A 21,003-nucleotide genomic window follows, 5' to 3' on the forward strand; every position below is an offset into this window, starting at 1 on the left:
AACCGACACCCACTTAACCAAACCTTGGAGGGTAATGGCAAGCAGGAAGCCAAAGTTCTTTGATCGGCTACCCTTGCGCGGCGACCGGATGCATCGCATCGGCCAGCAGTTCGAAGGAGCGCAGCCACGCGTCGGTGCTCTCCGCCTGGGTCGCGACGATGAGCTCGTCGGCCCCGAACCGCTCGGCGAACTGCTCCAGGTAGTCGCGGACGACGTCGGGCGTGCCGACGGCGCTGTACCGTGCCATCCCGGCCATCTGCTGACCGGCCGGCGACGCGAGGATGGCCTCGGACTCCTCCCGCGTGAAGGTCTGCCCACGGCCCAGGAGCAGGCTCACACGGCGCAGCATGCCCTCGTGGAACTCGTGGTGGGCGTCGTTCGCGCTGTCCGCCGCGATCACGTTCACGCCGGCGATGAAGTGCGGCTCCGAGGACTGCGCGGACGGCGTGAACTCCCGGCGGTAGATGGCAGCGGCGTCCTGCAGCGCCTGGGGGGCGAAGTGCGACGCGAAGGCGAAGGGCAGGCCCAGGGCCGCAGCGAGCCGCGCACCGAACAGCGAGGACCCGAGGATGTAGAGCGGGACATTGGTGCCCTTGCCCGGGGTCGCCTGGACACCGGGCACGCGGCTCTCGCCGCTCAGGTAGCCCTGCAGCTCCTGGACGTCCTGCGGGAAGCTGTCGGCAGCCATGGGGTCGCGGCGCAGGGCGCGCGCCGTGACCTGGTCGCTGCCGGGGGCCCGTCCGAGGCCGAGGTCGATCCGGCCCGGGTGCAGGCTCTCGAGAGTGCCGAACTGCTCGGCGATGGTGAGCGGTGAGTGGTTGGGCAGCATCACACCTCCCGAGCCGAGACGGATGGTGGACGTGTGCGCGGCGACATGGGCGATGAGCACGCTCGTGGCGGAGGACGCGATGCTGCCCATGTTGTGGTGCTCCGCGTACCAGATGCGGCGGTATCCCCACCGCTCGGCGTGCTGCGCGAGCGAGACGCTCGAGGCGAAGGTCTCTGCCGGCGTGGAGCCTTCAGCGACCTGCGCCAGATCCAGGATGGACAGGGGGACGGACATGGGTGCACCTTCCGGTTCTCGACGACCGCGACGGGGTGTGTCGCGGGTCTTCTCAGGGAACGGTTGCCCGGGTGTATCTATTTCCCGCGCGGGCAGGGACAGCGCCACGGAGGAAGCCGCGGAGGCCCGGGGCGCGGCCCGGGCGAGCACGGGAGTCGCTACGCCCCCTCCGCATCGCCGTCCGCCTCGTCGAGGAGGAACCCCCGCAGGAGGGCAGCGGTGCCCTCGAGGTGGGCGGTCATCTCGGCCTGCGCGCGCTCCGGGTTGCCCCCGAGCACCGCCTTCACGATGGCGGCGTGCTGCCGGTTGGAATGGCTGATGTTCGCCGCCAGGAAAGGGATGCGGTCGAGCATGTCGTTGGTCCTGGACCGCGCCTGGGCCACGGCGAGCGCCAACGACGGCGACCCCGCCACCTCGGCGATGGCGAGATGCAGCCGGGCGTCGAGGGGGCGATACCGGGCTGCGTCGGCGTCGTCCACCGCCTGCAGTGCTCCGAGCAGGTCACGGCGCGACTCCTCCGAACACGCCCGCTGGGCGGCGAGGCGGGCTGCGCCGGGCTCGACGACGGCACGGAAGGCGAGGACGTCCTCCACCTCGGAACGGCGCAGGGAGGCGGGGCTGTCGCCGCCGGCCGGCAGCGACGCACTGACGACGGCGCCTCCGTAGCGGCCGCGCTGGACGGTGAGGTAGCCCGCGGTCTGCAGGTCGGCGAGCCCGTCGCGCAGGGTGGAACGGGAGACGCCCAGGTGCTCGGCGAGATCCCGCTCGGGCGGAAGCCGTGACCCGGCGGGGAACACGCCCAGCTTGATGGCATGCAGGAGACGTTCGACCGTCTCCTCGAACGCGTTCCCCCTGCGTGCCGGCTGGATGAGCCGGAAAACAGGATCCGCAGGGTCGCTCATGCTTCCAGCTTACGCACCGGCCGGCGGCCCTCATCCCCGCCGGTCGGCAGCCCTCTTGACGAACCGGATCGGGGGGACGAGCATTAGGGCACTCTTTGGACTGATATCAGTCCAATGCTGTCGGCGTGGATCCGCTCCGTCGAGAAAGGCCTGCCCTACCCGTCCTCCATCCGGCCGTCCAACCAAGGGGTACACGTGGCACACAGGAACATCGATTACACCGCCGTCGACGACCAGTACCACAAGCACCGGAAGCTGAAGAGCGGGGCCGCCGGCTGGGTCCTGCTGGCCGGGCTCGGGGTCGCCTACGTCATCTCGGGGGACTTCTCCGGCTGGAACCTCGGACTCGCGGAAGGCGGGTGGGGCGGCCTGCTCATCGCCTTCATCCTGATGGGCATCATGTACACCTGCATGGTGTTCGGCCTGGCGGAGATGTCGTCGACGCTCCCGACGGCCGGTGCCGGCTACGGGTTCGCCCGCCGCGCCCTCGGTCCGCTCGGAGGCTTCGCCACGGGGATGGCGGTACTCATCGAGTACGCGGTCGCGCCCGCCGCGATCGCCACGTTCATCGGCGGGTACATCGAGGCGCTCGGGCTCTTCGGCATCACCAACTCGTGGCCGGTCTACCTCGTCACCTACGTGGTGTTCATCGGGATCCACCTCTGGGGCGTCGGCGAGGCGCTCAAGCTGATCTTCGGCATCACCGTGGTCGCCGTCGTCGCCCTGGTGGTGACCGTCGTCGGGCTGCTGCCGCATTTCGACACCGCGAACCTGTTCGACATCGTCCCCGACGGGTCGGCCGGATCGTCGGCCTTCCTGCCGTACGGGTTCTCCGGTGTCCTCGCCGCGCTGGTGTTCGGGATCTGGTTCTTCCTGGCCATCGAGGGCGTCCCCCTCGCCGCCGAGGAATCCAGCGACCCGAAACGGGACATGCCGCGCGGCATCATCGTCGCCATGCTGCTGCTCCTGGTCTTCGGCGCGCTCATGCTCTTCCTGGTACCGGGGGCGGCAGGCGCCGAAGCGATGGGCCAGTCGGACTCCCCGCTCCCTGAAGCGCTGCGGGCGGCAGCGGGCGGGGACTCCGCCCTCGCCGACTTCGTCAACTACGCAGGGCTCGCGGGCCTCGTGGCCAGCTTCTTCTCGATCGTCTACGCCTACTCGCGGCAGCTCTTCGCCCTCTCGAGGGCCGGCTACCTCCCCCGCGTCCTCTCCCTCACCTCGAAGCGCCACACCCCGTGGGTGGCTCTTATCGTCCCGGGGACCATCGGTTTCCTGCTCGCCGCCCTGACCGGCAACGGCGGGCTCCTCATCAACATCGCCGTCTTCGGTGCCACCGTGTCCTACGTCCTGCTGAACCTGTCGCACATCCTCCTGAGGTTCAGGGAACCCGGGCTCGAGCGGGGATACCGCACGCCGGGCGGGGTGGTCACGACGGGCATCGCCCTCGTCCTCGCCGTCATCGCCCTGGTGGCCACCTTCTTCGTCGACATCCTCGCTGCCTCCATCACCGCCGCCATCTTCCTCGGTGCCCTCGCCTACTTCTGGTTCTACAGCCGCCACCACCTGGTGGCGAGCGCCCCCGAGGAGGAATTCGCCCTGCTGGAGAAGGAGGAGCAGGACCTGGCCTGACCCGACCCCACCCGCGACGCCACCCCACCCGACAGAAGGAAGCTCATGGACCCGCATCCCCGCAGTGAACGCATGCTCACCGTCGACCAGCTCACCTCGGCCGTCGAGGCAGGTGAAATCGACTCGGTGGTCCTGGCGTTCACCGACATGCAGGGCAGATTGCAGGGCAAGGTGATCCACGGCCGGTTCTTCCTCGACACGGTCCTCGGCCACGGCACGGAGGGATGCAACTACCTGCTGGCAGTCGATACCGACATGAACACCGTGGAAGGCTATGCGATGTCGAGTTGGGACACCGGGTACGGGGACATGGTGTTCGACCTCGACCTCGACACCATCCGGCGCCTCCCCTATCGGGAGGGCACGGTGATGATCCAGTCGGACCTGTCCTTCACCACCGGCGAACCGGTCCGGGTCGCCCCGCGCAGCATCCTCAAGGCGCAGGCCGCGAGGGCCGCGGACCGCGGTATGCGGGCGTTCTCGGGGACGGAGCTCGAGTTCATCATCTACAACGACTCGTTCGAGGACGCCGGCCTCAAGCACTACCGCGATCTCATTCCCGCCAACCAGTACAACGTCGACTACTCGATCCTGGGGTCCCTGCGCGTCGAACCGCTCCTGCGGGACATCCGCAATGCGATGTACCAGGCGGGCATGATCGTCGAGTCGGCCAAGGGCGAATGCAACTTCGGTCAGCACGAGATCGCGTTCAAGTACGACGACGTCGTCGTGACGGCCGACAACCACAGTGTCTACAAACTGTCGGCGAAGGAGATCGCATCCCAGCGGGGCCAGTCGGTGACCTTCATGGCCAAGCCGAACCAGAGGGAGGGCTCCTCCTGCCACATCCACATGTCCCTCCGGAGCGACGACGGCGGACTCGTGTTCTGGGACGAGGCCGGGAACCAGCGCACGCCGCTCTACGACCACTTCATCGCGGGGGTGCTCGCGACCATGCGCGAGTTCACGCTCTTCTACGCGCCCAACATCAACTCCTACAAGCGCTTCTCCAAAGGCTCCTTCGCACCGACGGCGGTCGCCTGGGGGCTGGACAACCGGACCTGCTCGGTCCGCCTCGTGGGCCACGGCTCCTCCGCCCGCCTGGAGAACCGGGTCCCGGGCGCGGATGCGAACCCCTACCTCGCACTCGCGGCGATGCTCGCCGGCGGACTGTACGGCGTCGAGAACGAACTGGAGCTGCCACCACGGATGGACGGCAACGCCTACCTGTCCGACGCCGACCACGTGCCCGCCACGATGCAGGAGGCCCGTGACCTCTTCGCCGGCTCCGCGATCGCGCGGGAGGTCTTCGGCGAGGAGGTGGTGGAGCACTACACCCACTATGCCGACGTCGAGCTGGCGCAGTTCAACGCGGCCGTGACGGACTGGGAAGTGCGGCGCGGGTTTGAACGACACTAGGGCGTCATGGTGACGACCGAGCCCGCACAGGGCACCTACCGCCCCAGGGTCGGCCTCACCACGTACTGGCAGTCCGCGGCCTGGGGTGTCTGGGACGGCACCGCGGCCATCGTGCCGGGCGCCTACGTGCGCGCCGTCGTGGACGCCGGCGGGAGCCCCCTCCTGCTGCCACCCGTGGGCACCGATCCGAGCGTCGTCGGCCTGCTCGACGGTCTGATCGTCATCGGCGGGGTCGACGTGGACCCAGTGCGCTACGGCGCCGCGCCGCATCCGACCACCGTGTCCCAGCCGGAGCGCGACGACCACGACCTCGCCCTGACGCGGGCGGCGCTGGCCGCCGGCACACCCCTCTTCGCCATCTGCCGGGGCGCGCAGGTCCTCAATGTCGCCCTCGGCGGCACGCTGCACCAGCACCTGCCCGAGGTGCGGGAGGACGCAGCGCGGTATCAGCCCGCGCCGGGTGTCTTCGGCAGCGTCGACTTCACCACCGAACCGGGGTCCATCGCCCGGCAGCTGCTGGGGAAGCGGGCGTCGAGCCCGTGCTACCACCACCAGGGCCTGGACAGGATCGCCGACGGGCTGTGCGTGACGGCCCTGGCCGCGGACGGGACGGTGGAGGTCGTCGAAGCGGCCGTCGGGGGCCCTGTCGGCTGGACCCTCGGCGTCCAGTTCCATCCCGAGGAGAACGGGCAGGACAGGCGCCTGTTCGGCGGCTTCGTCGACGCTGCCCGCACCTACGCCTCCCGCCTCGCCCCTGAAAGGACCGCGTCATGAGCTCCACCCACCAGATCCTCGACCCCGCGACCGAGAAGGCCATCGGCACGGTCGCCATGGCGGGACCGGAGGACACGGATGCCGCGATCCTGCGGGCGGCCGGCGCCTTCCCCGCCTGGCGGCAGGTGGCCCCGGCGGACCGTGCGCTGCTGCTCCGGCGGTTCGCCTCCGCCGTGGATGCGGAGATCGAGGCGCTCGCCGCGCTCGAGGTGGCCAACGCCGGCCACACGATCGGGAATGCGCGCTGGGAGGCCGGCAACGTGCGTGACGTCCTGACGTACTACTCGGCGGCCCCCGAACGCCATCTCGGGCAGCAGATCCCCGTCGCGGGCGGCGTGGATGTGACGTTCCACGAACCGCTCGGCGTCGTCGGCATCATCGTGCCGTGGAACTTCCCCATGCCCATCGCAGCGTGGGGTTTCGCCCCGGCGCTCGCCGCCGGCAACACGGTGGTCCTGAAACCGGCCGAACTCACCCCCCTGACGGCGATACGGCTCGGTGAGCTCGCACTGCAGGCCGGGATCCCCGAGGGCGTGTTCACCGTCCTGCCGGGCAAGGGCTCCGTCGTCGGTGCACGCTTCGTCACCCACCCTGCGGTCCGCAAGGTCGTCTTCACCGGTTCCACCAGCGTGGGTAAGCAGATCATGGCGGGCTGCGCGGAACAGGTCAAGCGCGTGACCCTCGAACTCGGCGGGAAGAGCGCCAACGTCATCTTCGCCGACGCAGACCTGGAGAAGGCCGCCGCCGCGGTACCCGACGGGGCCTTCGACAATGCCGGGCAGGACTGCTGCGCCCGGTCCCGGGTGCTCGTCCAGCGGTCCGTGTACGACGACGTCCTGAACATGCTGGGAACCGCGGTGGAATCCGTCAGGGTGGGCGATCCGGGCCTGGAGGACACGCACATGGGTCCGCTGATCTCGGCCGCCCAGCGCGACGCCGTGGCGCGATTCGTCTACGACGCGGACGGGAGGACCGTGGCCGACGTCGCCTTCCAGGGCGCCGCCCCCGACGGACCCGGCTTCTGGTTCCCGCCCACCGTCATCACGCCCTCGGATCCCCGGTCCGCCGCCTTCACGGAGGAGATCTTCGGCCCGGTGGTCTGCGTCGTCCCGTTCGAGGACGAAGCGGATGCCGTCCGGCTCGCCAACGACTCGGCCTACGGACTGTCCGGATCCATCTGGACGCGCGACGTGGGCCGCGCGCTCCGCGTCTCACGGGCCATCGACGCGGGGAACCTCTCCGTGAATTCGCACTCCTCCGTCCGGTATTCCACGCCGTTCGGCGGCTTCAAGCAGTCCGGCCTCGGCCGGGAACTGGGCCCCCAGGCCCTGGACGCGTTCAGCGAGACCAAGAACGTCTTCATAGCCACCGACGCCTGAGTGGCGTCCATCCGACCAGAAGGAGTGCCCATGACAGCCCTGCCCTACAACGGACTCGTGACCAACCGCCTCCAGGGGCGCACCGCGGTCGTCACCGGGGGCGCCTCGGGGATCGGCCTGGCCACGGCCCGGCGCCTCGCCCACGAGGGGGCGCACGTGGTGATCGGGGACATCTGTCCGGACGCGGTCGGGGAGTCGCTGGCGGAGCAGTTCGGCGGCAGCTTCATCCGCGCCGACGTCACCAGCGAGGACGATGTCCGGGCGATGTACGCCTTCGCCCTCGCGACCTACGGTTCGGTCGACATCGCCTTCAACAACGCGGGGATCTCGCCCGACGACGACTCCTCCATCCTCGACACGGGGATCGACGCCTGGCGCCGTGTCCAGGAGGTGAACCTGACGAGCGTGTACTACTGCTGCAAGCACGTCCTGCCCTACATGCAGGCGCAGGGACGCGGGTCGATCATCAACACGGCCTCCTTCGTGGCGGTCCTCGGCGCCGCCACGTCCCAGATCTCCTACTCCGCGTCCAAGGGCGGCGTGCTGTCCATGAGCCGTGAGCTGGGGGTGCAGTTCGCCCGGGAGGGGATCCGGGTGAACGCGCTCTGCCCGGGCCCCGTCAACACCCCCTTACTGCAGGAGCTGTTCGCGAGCGACGCCGAACAGGCCCGGCGCCGGCTCGTCCATATCCCGCTGGGGCGCTTCGCCGAACCCGACGAACTGGCTGCCGCCGTCGCCTTCCTGGCCTCGGACGACTCGTCCTTCATCACGGCCAGCCAGTTCATGGTCGACGGCGGCATCGCCGGCGCCTACGTCACGCCCCTGTGACGGCGCACGGCCCCGAGCCCGCGCCGGATCTGCTTGACTGGGCGCATGCCCAGCGACCCACTTCCGTCCGAAGCCGCGCTCCGCGAGCGCCAGGACCTCCTCGTCCGCGAGCTCGCGGTGGAACAGAACTCCGCCCGCCTGCAGGCGCTCAGCGACGAGCTCGAGGCCATCCAGCGCCGGCTCGAGCAGCTGCGCCACGCCTGATCACCGCATGATCACCGCGTGACCGGCGCCTGATCCGTCTCGGCGCGCCGGCGTCTCGATGGTCAGGACCCCCTCCGCGCCCCCGTCCGTCGACGCGTAGGAGTGCACCGTGTCCCCGTGCCAGGACAGCGCGTCGCCGGCCGTCGCGTCCTGCTCGGCACCGAGCACGCCCACGCGTGCGCTGCCCCGCACCACCCGGAAGTGCTCCACGGTCCCGGGTCCGTGGGCCGGTGACACCCGTGTCCCCGCCGACGCGATGGTGAGCCAGAAGACCTCGGTGGTGCCGCCGTCGTCGTGCGTACGCACCGAGAGCAGCCGGGCCTCCACGACGTCGTCGGAGACGCCCCGCCCCGTCCCGTCCCCCACGAGTCCGGTGAGCGGTACCCCCAGGGGGCCTGCGAGCGCGTAGAGCGTCCCGAGGGTCGGATTGCGGGTCCCCGCCTCCAGTTCGGACAGCGTGCCCTTCCCGATGCCCGCCTGCAGTGCCAGGGCGCTGAGGGAAAGCCCGCGGTCCCGGCGCAGCCGCGTGATCCTGCGGGCGACGGCGGAGTGCAGGGATTCGTCGCGGTCCGGTTTGTCCTCGGGCATCCCTGCATCCTACGCTGGCCGTTCCGTATACAGAACGAATTCCGAGGGCGCTGCGCGCCACCCGACAGGAGTCCCGCGGTGCACACCAGATCCTCCACCCGGCCCGGTCTGCACGAACCCGTCCTCGCCGGCGTCGTCACCGCCCTGGTGGGCTTCACCTCGTCGTTCGCCGTCGTGCTCGCCGGCCTGCGGGCCACCGGCGCGTCACCCGAGCAGGCCGCCTCGGGGCTGCTGGCGCTGACCGCGGTCGTGGGCCTCGGGATCGTCCTGCTGTCGCTGCGGTACCGCATCCCCGTCACGCTCTCGTGGTCCACCCCGGGTGCCGCCCTGCTGGCCGGTGCCAGCATCCCGTCCGGCGGCTGGCCCGCGGCGGTCGGCGCCTTCCTGGTCACCGGCGTCCTCATCGCGCTGACCGCGGCGGTGCCGTGGCTGGGCCGGCTGGTGGCCCGCATCCCGCAGCACCTCGCGCAGGCGATGCTCGCGGGCGTGCTGCTCCCCCTGTGCCTGGCGCCGTTCCAGTCCATCGGCACCATCCCGCTCCTGGTGCTGCCGGTGATCCTCGTCTGGCTCGCCGCCTCGGCCCTCGCCCCCAAGTGGTCGGTCCCCCTCGCGCTCCTCGCGGCCCTGGCCGTGATCGGCGTCCAGCTCGGCCTCGCGGGTACGGCCATCGACGCGTCGTCCCTGGCCCCGTCCCTGGCATTCACCGTCCCGGTCATCGAGCCTGCCGCCGTCCTCGGCATCGCCCTGCCGCTCTACGTGGTCACGATGGCGTCGCAGAACCTCCCGGGCGTCGCCGTGCTCTCGTCCTTCGGCTATGAGGCCCCCTGGCGGCCCGCCCTGGCCGTCACGGGCGCGGGGACCGCCGTCGTCGCGCCCTTCGGCGGCCACGCGGTCAACCTCGCGGCCCTGTCGGCCGCGCTGTCCGCAGGCGAGGGTGCGGGTGAGGACCGCGACCGCCGATGGATCGCGGCCCTCACCGCGGGCCTGTCCTACCTGGTGCTCGCCGCCTGCTCGGGGGCGCTCGTCGTCGTCGTGGGCGCCGCACCCGCCGGGCTCGTGGAGGCGGTGGCCGGGCTCGCCCTGATCGGCACCATGGCGACGGCGGTGACGGCGTCCTTCCGGGACGCGACCGGGCGCATGAGCGGCGCCGTGACGTTCCTCCTCGCGGCGTCCGGCCTGTCCGTCCTCGGGATCGGCGGGGCCTTCTGGGCGCTCGTCGGCGGGCTGGCGGTGCGGACCGCCATCGAACGGAAACGGCCCGCCTGACCGGCGACGGCTAGACGGTGACCGGCGACGGCTAGACGGGCGTATGCGGCGCCTGCGCCTCGTCGCCCTGTTCACGTGCCTTGCGCTGCCGTGCCCGGTCCAGCGCGTTGATGACCGGCGCCGCGGTGATGCCGTGCACCACGATCGACATCACGATCACCAGCGCCCCGATGCGCCACAGCGTGGACTCGTCGGCCGTGAACTCCCCCTTCGACAGCGCGTAGCTGAGGTAGTAGATGGACCCGATGCCGCGCACACCGAAGAAGGCGAGGGTGCTGCGCTCCCGCGGACCGGTCTTCCCGCGGGCCAGGCTGATCCAGCCGCTGACGGGCCGGACGAGGAGGATGAAGGCTGCGGCGACCACCACTTCGAGCGGGCGCAGGCCCTCGAGCAGCCCACGTGCCACGGCACCACCGAGCAGGACGAGCACGACGACCGTCAGCAGGCGCTCGAGCTGCTCGATGTAGCTGTGCAGGACCCCGTGGTAGCCGTGGGTCTGCTCCCCCGCGCGGATGGTGACGGCGCACACGAACACGGCGATGAAGCCGTAGCCCTCCACCGCCTCGGTCACGCCGTACGTCAGGAAGGTGGCCGCGAGCGCGACGAAGCCCTCGGAGTGGTTGGCGAGGCGGACGCTCTTGATGGGTGACCGGAAGAAGATGCGGCCGAGCAGCATGCCGATCCCGACGCCGAACGCGCAGCCGATGATGATGCGCCACAGCACGTCGAGGAGGATCCATTCCGGGAACCAGGCCGACGGAGCGAGCCCCACGGTGCTCAGCAGGATCGCGAGGTAGATGAAGGGGAACGCGAGCCCGTCGTTGAGGCCTGCCTCGGAGGTCAGTCCGAACCGCACCTCGTCCTCGGCGTCCAGGTCCTCCTCGGACTCCGACGGCTCGCCGACCTGCACCTCGGAGGCGAGCACGGGGTCGGTCGGCGCGAGGGCGGCGGCGATCAGCAGGGCCGACGCGACGCCGAGGCCGAGGACCCACATCCCCATGAGGGTCAGTCCGAGGATGCACAGCGGCATCGCGATGCCGAGGAGCCGCCAGGTGGTGGACCACCGGTGCCAGCCGACCTTGCGGTCCAGGGCCAGCCCGGCGCCCATCAGCGAGATGATGACGCAGACCTCGCTGAGGTGGATGGTCACGTCGCTGTACTTCATGGGGTCCGGGTCCGGAAGGTCCTTCGCGAACGTGAAGATGATGATGCCGGCGGCGAGGAAGACCAGGGGCATGGACACGGGGGCGCGCATGAGCAGGCGGGGCAGGAGGGCGGCCGCGAACACGGCAAGCCCCGCCGCCGCGAAGATGATGCTTGGAGCCTCGAACACGTGCGACCTCTTCCGTTTCCCTGCGACCTGGCGCTCAGCCCCCGAGCCAAGAGTAGGGCAGGCCGGGGTGTCGCCGGAGCGCGCCTGCCTCATCACGGTCCCCCGCCGGCAGCGGGTAGACTGTACGGCCGTTCCCGGCCGGTCGCCCACCGGCAGTCGGGCTTTCCCCGAAACGGAGCGCCCGGCGAGGAGTGCGTCACCGCCACGTGAGAGCATGGAATTATGCCCATTTCCACCCACCCCATGGTCGATGTCACAGACATCATCCGGATCGTGGGCGGCGCGGCGTTCCAGCGCGGACAGACCTACGCCAAGGACGGCGCTGTCAGCTCCCTCGCCTGGGATGCCGAGTCGAAGCTGCTGACCGGGAAGGTCCGCGGCACCGCGCCCCATGACTACCGGACCAAGCTGCGCCTCGGGCTCAAGGGCGACGGCCGCTTCCGCCCCCTCGAGAACTTCTGCAGCTGCCCCATCGGTGCGGACTGCAAGCACGTGGCCGCCACGGCCCTGCAGAGCAACACGGAGAACCTGCTGGCGCAGCACGAACGCGACCTCGGCGCCCGGTCCGCTCCGCGCACGTCGGTGCCCGAGGGCTGGCAGGCATCCCTCACGGATCTCCTGGAGGCCGACACCGGCGTCGACGCCCCGCCCGCGCCGCGGACGCCCCTCGGGCTGCAGTTCGAGCTGCGCACCCCCGAGGTCGCCGTGCAGCGGTGGGGCTCCGCCGCCGAGCGCCAGGGCCAGCGCACGCTCAACACACGCCTCGGCGTGCGGCCCGTCAGCCAGAACGGCAAGGGCAAGTGGATCAAGAACAACCTGTCCTGGGGCAGCATCAGCTACCAGACCTACGGGCTGACGCTGGACCCGGACCAGCACCGGTGGTTCTCCCAGTTCCCTGCGCTGCACCGCGGCACCGGCGTCAACTACTTCGGTAACAACGACTCCTGGCTGTACCTCGACGACTTCAGCAACCCGCTGCTCTGGCAACTGCTGGACGAGGCGCAGCGCCTCGGCATCGCGTTCGTGGGGTCGAAGAAGTCCGTCTCGATCGACCTCGCGGCCCGCGCCACCCTGAAGCTCGACGCGACCGAGACGGAGGACGGCTCGCTGCGGCTGAGCCCGGCCCTCGACGTCGACGGCCGGCCCCACCCGTCCGAGACGGCCCACGTCATCAGCACGCACGGCATCTACACCGTCGCCCCCGATGACACGATCACCCTCGCCCCCGCCTCGCGGAGGCTGACGGCGAAAGACATCGAGCTCCTGCAGCGCGGGCGCGCCGTCGTGGTGCCCGAGGAGGAGAAGTCCCTCTTCCTCCAGGACTACTACCCGAAGCTGCGGCAGTCCATCCAGGTGGACAGCAGTGACGGCAGCGTGGAACTGCCCGAGATCCAGCCTCCCGCGCTCGTCCTCACCACCGCCTACGGCGCGGACGGGTCGGTGGCCCTGGACTGGCATTTCGACTACACCCTCGGCGATGCCGTGCAGCGCCGGCCCTTCCGCCGGGGAGGTCCCGGCAGCGACGACGGCTACCGCGAGCCCGACGTCGAGGATGCCCTCGCGGCCTCCGCGCGTCAGGCCCTCGGCCCGGTCCCGATCAGGTCGCTCCGGCTCGAGGACATGCAGGCCGTCGAGTTCGTGGAGGACGTCCTGCCCCGGCTCGCGGAGCTCGACGGCGTGAGCGTCGAGGTGGTCGGCGACAAGCCCGACTACAGGGAACTGACCGAGACACCGACCCTGCGGATCAGCACCGTGGAGACGGACGACCGCGACTGGTTCGACCTCGGCGTGATGGTCACCGTCAGCGGCCGCACCATCCCCTTCGACTCCGTCTTCCGCGCGCTCGCCCAGGGCCAGAAGAAACTGAAGCTCGTCGACAACAGCTACCTCTCGCTCGACCAGCCCGTCTTCGACCAGCTCCGCGAGCTCATCGAGGAAGCCCGGGCGCTGAGCGAATGGGACCCGGACTCCGGGCTGCAGATCAGCCGCTACCAGGCCGGCCTGTGGGCGGACCTCGAGGACCTCGCCGAGGAGACCGAGCAGGCGCAGTCCTGGCGCGACGCCGTGAGCGGACTGCTCGAGCTCGAGGACGTCGCGGCCACCCCGGCCCCGGCGGGCCTGGTCGCCGACATGCGCCCCTACCAGGCGGAGGGCTTCAGTTGGCTGGCGTTCCTGTGGCGGCACCGCCTCGGCGGCGTGCTCGCCGACGACATGGGGCTCGGCAAGACCCTCCAGGCCCTGGCCCTGATGATCCATGCGAAGGAGACGTCGGGGCTTGACGCCCCGTTCATCGTCGTCGCACCGACCTCCGTGGTCCCCAACTGGTCCAACGAGGCACGCCGCTTCGCGCCGGGCCTCAAGGTCGTCGCGATCAGCGACACGCAGGGCGCCTCCGGCATCCCTATCGACGAGCAGGTGGGAGACGCCGACGTCGTCATCACCTCCTACACGCTCTTCCGGCTCGACTTCCCCGCCTACCAGGACCTCGCCTGGTCCGGTCTCGTGCTGGACGAGGCGCAGTTCGTGAAGAACCGCGCGTCGAAGGTGCACCAGGCGGCGAAGGACTTCGATGCACCCTTCAAGCTCGCGATCACCGGCACGCCCATGGAGAACAACCTCATGGAGCTGTGGTCCCTGTTCAACATCGTGGCGCCCGGGCTGTTCCCCTCGGCCCGCAAGTTCACGGAGGACTACCGCACGCCGATCGAGAAGATCGGCGACAACCGTCCGCTCGTGCGGCTCCGGAAGCGCATCCGGCCGCTGATGATGCGCCGCACCAAGGAGGCCGTCGCCTCCGACCTCCCGCCGAAGCAGGAGCAGGTCCTGGAGGTGGAGCTCCACCCCGAGCACCGGCACATCTACGAGACGTACCTGCAGCGCGAGCGGCAGAAGCTCCTCGGGCTGATCGAGGACATGAACCGCAACCGCATGATCGTGTTCCGGTCCCTGACCCTCCTGCGCATGCTCAGCCTCGATGCCTCGCTCGTGGACCCCGCGCACGAGGGCGTCCCGTCCGCGAAGCTCGAGGTCCTGTTCGAGAATCTCGAGGACGTCCTCGCGGAAGGACACCGGGCCCTGGTCTTCAGCCAGTTCACGTCCTACCTCAAGAAGGCCGCCGAGCAGCTGGATGCGCGCGGCATCGAGTACGCCTACCTGGACGGATCCACGCGCAGCCGCGGCGAGGTCATCGACTCCTTCAAGGACGGCAAGGCCCCCGTGTTCCTCATCAGCCTCAAGGCCGGCGGGTTCGGCCTGAACCTGACGGAGGCGGACTACTGCTTCCTGCTGGACCCGTGGTGGAACCCGGCCTCCGAGGCCCAGGCCGTGGACCGCACCCACCGCATCGGGCAGACCAAGAACGTGATGGTCTACCGCATGGTGTCCAAGGGGACCATCGAGGAGAAGGTCATGAAGCTCAAGGAGAAGAAGGCGAAGCTGTTCACGTCCGTCATGGACGACGACGCCATCTTCTCCTCCGCGCTGACCGCGGACGACATCCGGGGCCTGCTCGACGCGTAGGCCCCGGTGCGCTGTCGGATCCGGGATGTCGCCCGGGTCCACCGCCTCAGTGCGCACGTGTGGCGGGTCCACGACGACGCCACCCGCCACACGTGCACAACGGACCCCGGATGCCGGGATCAGGCGTGGCCGTCCCGGTCCCGCAGCGCGGGGTCGAGCAGTTCCGCGAAGGCCCGGGGCCGGTCCGCGATCCACCAGTGCCCGCCCGGGACGCTCGTGACGGTCAGGTCCGACACCCAGTCCTCGAGTCCGTCCACGAGGTGCGGCGACAGGAAGGGATCCTTCAGCAGGACGATCACGTGCACGGGGACGGTGACGGGACGCCGCCGGGGCGGCGTCACCGCGGCGGACAGGTTGGTCCGGTAGAGGGCGAGGCCCCGCACCGGGTCCTGCCCCACGTTGCGCCGGGCCGTCAGCTCGTAGCGCCGCGTCAGCCCGTACTTCCAGAGCGCCTCGGGCAGGACGGGCAGCTGGAAGAATCCGGCGTACGAGCTGCGCAGCACCTGCCCCACGCCCTGCGGCACCAGCCGGGGGTTCCGGAGCCGCCGGCGCAGCCACCGGGAGAAGTGGCGCAGATCGGGACCGGAGATGCTGGTGTAGTCGAGGATCAGCCCCTGCGCACGCTCGTCCTGCAGGGCGGCCCAGCCCTGGATCGAGCCCCAGTCGTGGCCCACCAGGCGCACACCGCCCGGCATGTCCACGGCGTCGAGGACCGCGAAGATGTCGTCCACGAGCTCCGCCACCGTGAACCCCGCGCCCGCGTGGGCACGGGACCGGCCGGCGTTCCGGGTGTCGAACGCGACCAGGTGGTGCGTCGGGGCGAGCTCCCGGAGAACCGGGTGGAAGACCCGGTGATCGTCGGGATAGCCGTGCAGGAAAACGATGGTCGGCGTGGCCGGGTCCGGATCGAGGCCGTACTCGAACACGGCGAGGTCGGCGCCCTCCGCCTCGATCCTCCGGTGTCTCTCGCGCAGTAGGTCCATGAGGTTCACCCTAGGGGCTGCGCAGGTCCGGCGGAGGCACCCCGGCGCGGCGCCCCGTCCGGGCTGATCCTGCCGCCGTCGAGCCAGACGCTCCGGTGCGCGACGGCGTCGGCGAAGGCGGCGTCGTGCGTGGCCATGAGGACGCAGCCGCCGTCCCTGGTATGGCGGGAGAGGACGGCGGCGAGGAGGTGGCGCGCGGGTCCGTCGAGGCCTGCGGTGGGTTCGTCGAGGGCCCAGACGGCCGGACCCGTGGCGATGAGGGAGGCCAGCGCCACCATGCGCCGCTGCACGAAGCCCAGTTCGTACGGGTGCGCGTCCGCCAGTGCGCCGAGCCCTACGGCGTCGAGGGCGATCGCGGCCCGCCGTGCGGCATCGGCCTTCCGCAGCCCCGTGGCGCGCGGGCCGTAGGAGACCTCGCGCAGGACCGTGCGCTCGAAGAGCTGCTGGTCCGTGTCCTGGAACAGGTAGCCCACGGTGGCCGCGAGGGCGCCCGTCGGCTGCCGGTCGATCCGCACGCCGCCCACGGCGACCGAGCCGCTGTCAGCCCGGGACAGCCCGTTCAGGTGGTGCAGCAGGGTCGACTTGCCGGACCCGTTGGGGCCGCGGAGGGCCACCACCTCGCCCGCCTGGACGGACAGATCGACGCCGGCCAGCCCAACCGGCGGCACGGCCGTGCCGGGCTCCCGGGGGTAGCGGAAGCCGAGGCCACGTATCGCGATCGACTCGGGGCCCGCGGGATCGACGGGAAGGCTGGCGTCGTCGTCGCCCCGCCGGAGGGGCTCCCCCTCCGTGCCGATGCCGAAGCGCCGCAGTCCGGCCCGGCGCGCCTCCGGCAGCGGGCCGTCGAACACGGAGTGGCCGTCGGCGAGCGCCAGGACGCGCGCACCCCGCGGGGCGTGGCGCGGCAGCATGGGTGCGCAGACCACCACCCCGGTGCCGGTCCGCCGGAGCGCCTCCAGAGCCTCGGCGACGTCCTGCGTCGCGTCGTCGTCGAGCCCCTGGAACGGCTCGTCGAGGACGAGGACCTCGGGCCGCTGGATCACGGCGGCGGCGATGATGGTGCGCTGCAGCTGCCCGCCGGAGAGCCTGCGGGGATCACGCCCCAGCAGGGGTGTGATCTTCAGGGCCGCCGCGACGTCGTCGACGGCCCGCCGCAGCTCCTGCGCGGGCATGCCGCGGTTGGCGGGGCCGAAGGCGATCTCCTCCGCGACGGTGGAGGACATCATGGACAGCTGCCCCCAGGCGCCCTGGGCCACGTACGCCACCCTCGCGCTCCACCGGGCGGGATCGATCCGCGGGTCGTCCGGCAGCCCGCGGAAGCGCACGGTCTCGGCGCCGAGCGTGATCGCCCCGTTGAAGGCGGAGCCCGCGTCCGCCCCGGTCATGCCCGCGAGCAGCCGGGCCAGGGTCGTCTTGCCGGACCCGGAGGCCCCCGCGACGACCACGTAGTCCCCCGCCGCCACGGTGAGCGCGACGCCGGCGAGCACCGGTGCGCCGTCGTCGTAGGCGAAGCCCGCGCTGTCGAGGGCGATCATGCCGCCGCCGTCAGGAGCCAGGCGGCGGAGAACATCCCGACGACGGCGACCATCGCCCGGCGTGCCGCACGCTGGCGTGCCGTGTCCGAGTCCGGCAGGTAGCTCGTGCGCGGGCCCGGGGACGAGAAGCCGCGGGCCTCGAGCATGCGGGTATGCTCCGAGGCGTCCACCAGCAGCCCGATCACGAGCGGCGTGAGGACGGTCAGCAGGGCCCGTGCCCGGGAGAGCGGTCCCCGCCCCACGATGAGGCCCCGGGCCTGCTGCGCCCGCGTGATGTGGCGCGCGCGCTCGGCCACGTGCGGGATGAGCCCGACGGCCGATCCGACGACGAAGACGAGCTTCCGGTTCCAGCCGCGGTGCGTCATGGTGGCCAGGAGGTCGGCGAGGTCCAGCGTCATCGCGACCGTCAGCAGCGCCGCGGTGAACACGGTCATGCGGAGGCCCATGAGGGCGGCGAAGGCCAGGCCCTCGGCGGTCACGCGGGCGACGCCGAGATCGAGCAGGACGGTGGTGCCCTCGGGGAAGAAGAGCCCGTGGAGCAGCAGGGAGGAGACGAGCAGGGGCCCTGCGATCAGGGTGACCGCCAGGCCGATCTGCCGGGGCCGGCCGGACAGGAGCACGGCAGGAAGCACCACGAGACCCAGCACCGCGAGGGAGAACTCCCAGCGGTTCACCACGAGGACGAGCACCACCAGCAGGACCGCGGCGAGCAGTTCTGTCAGGGGGTTGTAGATCCTGCGGCGGGGCATGGTTCAGGGGACGCCGGTGTCGTTCCCGCGCGCGGGAGTGGTGGATGCGCCGGTGCTGCCGGCGCCGACTCCGGCGCCACTGACGCTCATGGTGCCGGACGCGGTGCCGGTCCGGCTGCCGAGCACCCGGTACGTGCGGGCGAAGGGGAACTGGCGGACGGCGCGCTGGGGCAGGGCGTAGACGATCAGGGCGACGATGACGAACACCACGATCTTGTCGACGGAATCCGACAGCAGGCCCTGCTTCGTCGCCGCCACCAGCAGTTTGTCCCCCATCGAGCGGAACACCGCGATGATCGCGTTGGTCCCGAACGTCCCGGCGGCACCGAACATGAAGACGGCCACCGGCGCCGCGACGAGCCCGCCGACCGCACCGACGACGAGCCCCGCCACGGGTGCGAGGTACACGCGGCGGAACGCGCCGTAGCGTGCGGCCAGGCCCGCGAGCAGCCCGATCAGGGCGGCACCCGCCGCGAAGGGCAGCGCGAAGGGATTGAAGAGACCCCAGATGGCGTTGCTGATCGCGCCTGTCGCGGCGCCCGCTGCGGGGCCGGCCAGGACGGCGACGAGGACGGTGCCGATGGCGTCGAGGTAGATCTGCATGCCCAGGGAGCCGGCGATCTGGCCGATGGCGATGTTCAGGGCGATGCCGAGCGGCATGATGACCAGGGAGCTCGTGGTGAGCATGGGCAGGATCCCGCCGACCAGCAGCGCCCCGCCGCCGAGGAAGCCGAAGAGCGAGACGAGCGACGCCGCGCTGCCCATGCCGCCGGCGATCTCGGCCGGCTGGACGACGACGAGGAACACGTACGTGGCGGCGATGAGCGCAGCCCCGAGGGCGATCAGGAGGCGCCGCGGCCGTTCGGTGGCGGGCTCGGAGGCGAGGATCAGGGGTGAACTCACGATATTCCTTGGGCGCAGTGGAGGGAGGAGGACGCACCTCATGTCACCTCGGCGCCGGCCGCGCAGCTGTGCGTGGCAGCTATCAGTGTACCGGGGGCCGCACCGCCGTGCCGGGCGCGCGGGACCCTGCTTCAGCCGTGCCGGCGTGCGACGTCCGACAGCCTGCGCACCATCAGCCCGAACACCGCGGCGGGGTCGTTGGCCATGACGATCCGCGCGTTGGGCTCCCGCTTCCACATCCCCGCGAAGTCGGCGACCGTCTGCCCGAAGGTCAGCGGGGACCCGGACTCGACGTCGACGGTCGCCAGGCATTCCTCGAAGCCCGCCTCCCCCGTCGCGACCATCGCGGCGAACAGGTCGTGGAGATGCGCGACGTACCCCTGGTCGTACAGGCGGTGGAACTCCATGTAGAAGCGGAGGGCATCGGACACGCAGGCGACGACGGCATTGCCGTTCCTGCTGCGCGTCCCCTCGGGCTCGTCCGGATCGAGGACCTCCGGCCCGGCCCCGGCCGCCCGGGACACGGCGTCGACGTGGACGGGTGTGCACTCGATCCGCTCCGTGGTCTCGAGTGCGCACACGATGGGCAGCTTCCCGACCGGCAGACCCTCGTAGGCCGCGTAGACCTCCTGCGCCGCATGCGGGTCGACGTGCGTGTTCCATTCTGCGACCGGCGTCGTGTTCCCCGGATAGTTGAACGCCCCGCCCATGATGACGAGGCCCTTGAGGAGCATCGGGAGCTGCGGCTCGGCGCGGATCGCGAGTGCGAGATTGGTGAGCGGTCCCGTGACGAGACCGGTGACCTGCCCCGGGTGGTCCCGGACGGCCTCCACCCAGACGTCGACGGCGTGCCGCTCCGAGACGCGGCCTCGAGGTGGGGGCAGCACGGCGTAGCCGATGCCCTGGTCGCCGTGGGTCTCCTCGGTCGTGACGAGCGGGATGTCCAGCGGCACCTCGCTGCCGATCGCGACCTCCACCCCCGTGGAGCCGCACAGCTCGAGCAGGGCGAGGTTGTTGACGGCGACCTGCCGCGCGCCGACGTTGCCCGCGGTGCAGGTGATCGCCTCCAGCGTCACCTCCGGCGTCCCGAGGAGGTACAGGAGCGCGACGGCGTCGTCGATGCCCGTGTCCGCGTCGAGCAGGAGGCGCTGGGGGCTCCGGGCCACCGTCAGTCCGCCGCCGTGGTGCGCAGCAGTTGCAGGCGGATGGCGCGGGCCGTCTCCATGTGCCGGCGGGCGATCGCCCTGGCGTCGTCGCTGCGGCGCTCGGTGATGGCACTGATCAGGGCCTCGTGCTCGAGGAGCACCTCCTGCCAGCGGGTGCCCACCGACAGCGTGGAGCGCGGCGTGTGGATGAGGTGGGTCGAGAGCCGCTGGAGGAGATCCATGAGGATGGGGTTGCGCGCGGCCGCCCACAGCGAGGTGTGGAACTCCAGGTTGTTGGTGACCCTGGTGGTGTCATCGGGATCGACGACGGCGCGGTCGCGTTCCAGCAGCGCCTCGAGGCGCATGATGTCCGCTGCCCCGCGATTGAGGGCGGCCTGCCCGGCGGCTTCCTCCTCGAGCATCACCCGGAGGTCGTAGATCTGGATGACCTCCTGCGGGTCGATCTGCGGGACCTGGAGGCCGCGGGCGGCCCGTTCGAGCAGCCGCTCGTGCTGCAGGCGGCTGAGCGCCTCGCGCACGGGGGTCCGTGACACCCCGAACCGCTCCGAGATGACCACTTCCCGCAGCGCCGTCCCCGGCGGGTGCACCCCGGCGAGAATCTCGCTGCGGAGGACGCGGAAGATCGCATCGCCGTCCACGCGCGCCGACAGTTCCGCGGACTCGGCCATGGCGCCCTCCTCGGAGGTCTCGTGGTTGGGATGGTCAGGGCTGGTGCCCTGCGGACGGCCCGGGCCGGGAGGCAGGCCTCCCGGCCCGGAACCGG

Annotated in this window: 18 protein-coding genes; 8 read left to right on the forward strand and 10 right to left on the reverse strand. The window is 71.0% G+C overall.

The window, feature by feature from the left end; all coding sequences use genetic code 11:
- Positions 1–67: 67 nt before the first annotated feature.
- Together CXQ92_RS15825 and CXQ92_RS15830 are read right to left on the reverse strand one after the other, a co-directional pair.
- A complete protein-coding gene (locus CXQ92_RS15825; protein WP_104168692.1) occupies positions 68–1,063 on the reverse strand; it encodes an LLM class flavin-dependent oxidoreductase in 996 nt (331 codons plus the stop codon).
- A gap of 158 nt (positions 1,064–1,221) precedes the next feature.
- Positions 1,222–1,965 (reverse strand): FadR/GntR family transcriptional regulator, encoded by a 744-nt coding sequence (locus CXQ92_RS15830; RefSeq protein ID WP_104168693.1) that lies wholly within the window; start codon positions 1,963–1,965, stop codon positions 1,222–1,224.
- A 195-nt stretch (positions 1,966–2,160) separates the two neighbouring features.
- Here CXQ92_RS15830 and eat point away from each other — a divergent pair, with 195 nt between their 5' ends.
- From eat to CXQ92_RS18275, 6 genes are read left to right on the forward strand one after another with little or no spacing between them, the layout of a single operon-like run.
- Complete coding sequence (eat, locus tag CXQ92_RS15835) at positions 2,161–3,594, forward strand: ethanolamine permease (protein WP_258069996.1); 1,434 nt, start codon at positions 2,161–2,163, stop codon at positions 3,592–3,594.
- A 45-nt stretch (positions 3,595–3,639) separates the two neighbouring features.
- Positions 3,640–5,013, forward strand: coding sequence for a glutamine synthetase family protein (locus tag CXQ92_RS15840; RefSeq protein ID WP_104168695.1), 1,374 nt, complete (start codon positions 3,640–3,642; stop codon positions 5,011–5,013).
- A gap of 6 nt (positions 5,014–5,019) precedes the next feature.
- Entirely contained in the window at positions 5,020–5,787 is a 768-nt protein-coding gene (locus tag CXQ92_RS15845; RefSeq protein WP_104168696.1) for a gamma-glutamyl-gamma-aminobutyrate hydrolase family protein, read from the forward strand.
- Entirely contained in the window at positions 5,784–7,166 is a 1,383-nt protein-coding gene (locus CXQ92_RS15850; RefSeq protein WP_104168697.1) for an aldehyde dehydrogenase, read from the forward strand. Before CXQ92_RS15845 ends, CXQ92_RS15850 begins: the two co-directional genes overlap by 4 nt.
- A 57-nt stretch (positions 7,167–7,223) precedes the next feature.
- The gene (locus CXQ92_RS15855) at positions 7,224–7,994 is read left to right on the forward strand and encodes a 3-oxoacyl-ACP reductase (RefSeq protein ID WP_306738645.1); all 771 of its coding nucleotides are present in this window, start codon (positions 7,224–7,226) and stop codon (positions 7,992–7,994) included.
- Positions 7,995–8,039: 45 nt separating this feature from the next.
- Positions 8,040–8,198, forward strand: coding sequence for a hypothetical protein (locus CXQ92_RS18275; RefSeq protein WP_181033704.1), 159 nt, complete (start codon positions 8,040–8,042; stop codon positions 8,196–8,198).
- Here the strand turns inward: CXQ92_RS18275 and CXQ92_RS15860 are convergent, their stop codons facing one another.
- Entirely contained in the window at positions 8,199–8,786 is a 588-nt protein-coding gene (locus CXQ92_RS15860; protein WP_104168699.1) for a helix-turn-helix transcriptional regulator, read from the reverse strand. It lies immediately after the preceding gene.
- A 78-nt stretch (positions 8,787–8,864) separates the two neighbouring features.
- Here CXQ92_RS15860 and CXQ92_RS15865 point away from each other — a divergent pair, with 78 nt between their 5' ends.
- Positions 8,865–10,052: a benzoate/H(+) symporter BenE family transporter gene (locus CXQ92_RS15865; protein ID WP_181033705.1), complete on the forward strand. Its 1,188-nt coding sequence runs from the start codon at positions 8,865–8,867 to the stop codon at positions 10,050–10,052.
- A gap of 31 nt (positions 10,053–10,083) precedes the next feature.
- Here the strand turns inward: CXQ92_RS15865 and CXQ92_RS15870 are convergent, their stop codons facing one another.
- Positions 10,084–11,385, reverse strand: coding sequence for a sodium:proton antiporter (locus CXQ92_RS15870; protein ID WP_104168700.1), 1,302 nt, complete (start codon positions 11,383–11,385; stop codon positions 10,084–10,086).
- Positions 11,386–11,607: 222 nt separating this feature from the next.
- Here CXQ92_RS15870 and CXQ92_RS15875 point away from each other — a divergent pair, with 222 nt between their 5' ends.
- On the forward strand, positions 11,608–14,904 hold the full coding sequence (locus tag CXQ92_RS15875) for an SNF2-related protein (RefSeq protein ID WP_104168701.1): 3,297 nt from the start codon (positions 11,608–11,610) through the stop codon (positions 14,902–14,904).
- A gap of 119 nt (positions 14,905–15,023) precedes the next feature.
- On the opposite strand, the gene CXQ92_RS15880 is transcribed toward CXQ92_RS15875, so the two are convergent.
- The 6 genes from CXQ92_RS15880 to CXQ92_RS15905 all read right to left on the reverse strand — a co-directional run bounded on the left by CXQ92_RS15880 (position 15,024) and on the right by CXQ92_RS15905 (position 20,908).
- Entirely contained in the window at positions 15,024–15,887 is an 864-nt protein-coding gene (locus CXQ92_RS15880) for an alpha/beta fold hydrolase (RefSeq protein WP_104168843.1), read from the reverse strand.
- 5 nt (positions 15,888–15,892) lie between these two features.
- Positions 15,893–17,422, reverse strand: a complete 1,530-nt coding sequence (locus tag CXQ92_RS15885) for an ABC transporter ATP-binding protein (RefSeq protein WP_104168702.1) — start codon at positions 17,420–17,422, stop codon at positions 15,893–15,895.
- Positions 17,419–18,171, reverse strand: coding sequence for an energy-coupling factor transporter transmembrane component T (locus CXQ92_RS15890; protein WP_104168703.1), 753 nt, complete (start codon positions 18,169–18,171; stop codon positions 17,419–17,421). The genes CXQ92_RS15885 and CXQ92_RS15890 overlap by 4 nt, the downstream gene beginning before the upstream one ends.
- 3 nt (positions 18,172–18,174) lie before the next feature.
- A complete protein-coding gene (locus CXQ92_RS15895) occupies positions 18,175–19,074 on the reverse strand; it encodes an ECF transporter S component (RefSeq protein WP_258069997.1) in 900 nt (299 codons plus the stop codon).
- A 131-nt stretch (positions 19,075–19,205) separates the two neighbouring features.
- A complete protein-coding gene (locus tag CXQ92_RS15900) occupies positions 19,206–20,240 on the reverse strand; it encodes a nucleoside hydrolase (protein ID WP_104168704.1) in 1,035 nt (344 codons plus the stop codon).
- A gap of 2 nt (positions 20,241–20,242) precedes the next feature.
- On the reverse strand, positions 20,243–20,908 hold the full coding sequence (locus tag CXQ92_RS15905; RefSeq protein WP_104168705.1) for a GntR family transcriptional regulator: 666 nt from the start codon (positions 20,906–20,908) through the stop codon (positions 20,243–20,245).
- Positions 20,909–21,003 lie beyond the last annotated feature (95 nt).

The organism is Arthrobacter sp. SX1312 (assembly GCF_002929295.1).
Classification (GTDB): Bacteria; Actinomycetota; Actinomycetes; order Actinomycetales; family Micrococcaceae; genus Arthrobacter_D.

Bases quoted from the DNA above. Each gene is read 5' to 3' on its own strand.
- CXQ92_RS15850 (WP_104168697.1), top strand. From the start codon at position 5,784: ATGAGCTCCACCCACCAGATCCTCGACCCCGCGACCGAGAAGGCCATC.
- CXQ92_RS15880 (WP_104168843.1), bottom strand. From the start codon at position 15,887: ATGGACCTACTGCGCGAGAGACACCGGAGGATCGAGGCGGAGGGCGCC.
- CXQ92_RS15860 (WP_104168699.1), bottom strand. From the start codon at position 8,786: ATGCCCGAGGACAAACCGGACCGCGACGAATCCCTGCACTCCGCCGTC.
- CXQ92_RS15890 (WP_104168703.1), bottom strand. From the start codon at position 18,171: ATGCCCCGCCGCAGGATCTACAACCCCCTGACAGAACTGCTCGCCGCG.
- CXQ92_RS15905 (WP_104168705.1), bottom strand. From the start codon at position 20,908: ATGGCCGAGTCCGCGGAACTGTCGGCGCGCGTGGACGGCGATGCGATC.
- CXQ92_RS15830 (WP_104168693.1), bottom strand. From the start codon at position 1,965: ATGAGCGACCCTGCGGATCCTGTTTTCCGGCTCATCCAGCCGGCACGC.
- CXQ92_RS15825 (WP_104168692.1), bottom strand. From the start codon at position 1,063: ATGTCCGTCCCCCTGTCCATCCTGGATCTGGCGCAGGTCGCTGAAGGC.
- CXQ92_RS15840 (WP_104168695.1), top strand. From the start codon at position 3,640: ATGGACCCGCATCCCCGCAGTGAACGCATGCTCACCGTCGACCAGCTC.
- CXQ92_RS15885 (WP_104168702.1), bottom strand. From the start codon at position 17,422: ATGATCGCCCTCGACAGCGCGGGCTTCGCCTACGACGACGGCGCACCG.
- CXQ92_RS15875 (WP_104168701.1), top strand. From the start codon at position 11,608: ATGCCCATTTCCACCCACCCCATGGTCGATGTCACAGACATCATCCGG.
- CXQ92_RS15845 (WP_104168696.1), top strand. From the start codon at position 5,020: ATGGTGACGACCGAGCCCGCACAGGGCACCTACCGCCCCAGGGTCGGC.
- CXQ92_RS18275 (WP_181033704.1), top strand. From the start codon at position 8,040: ATGCCCAGCGACCCACTTCCGTCCGAAGCCGCGCTCCGCGAGCGCCAG.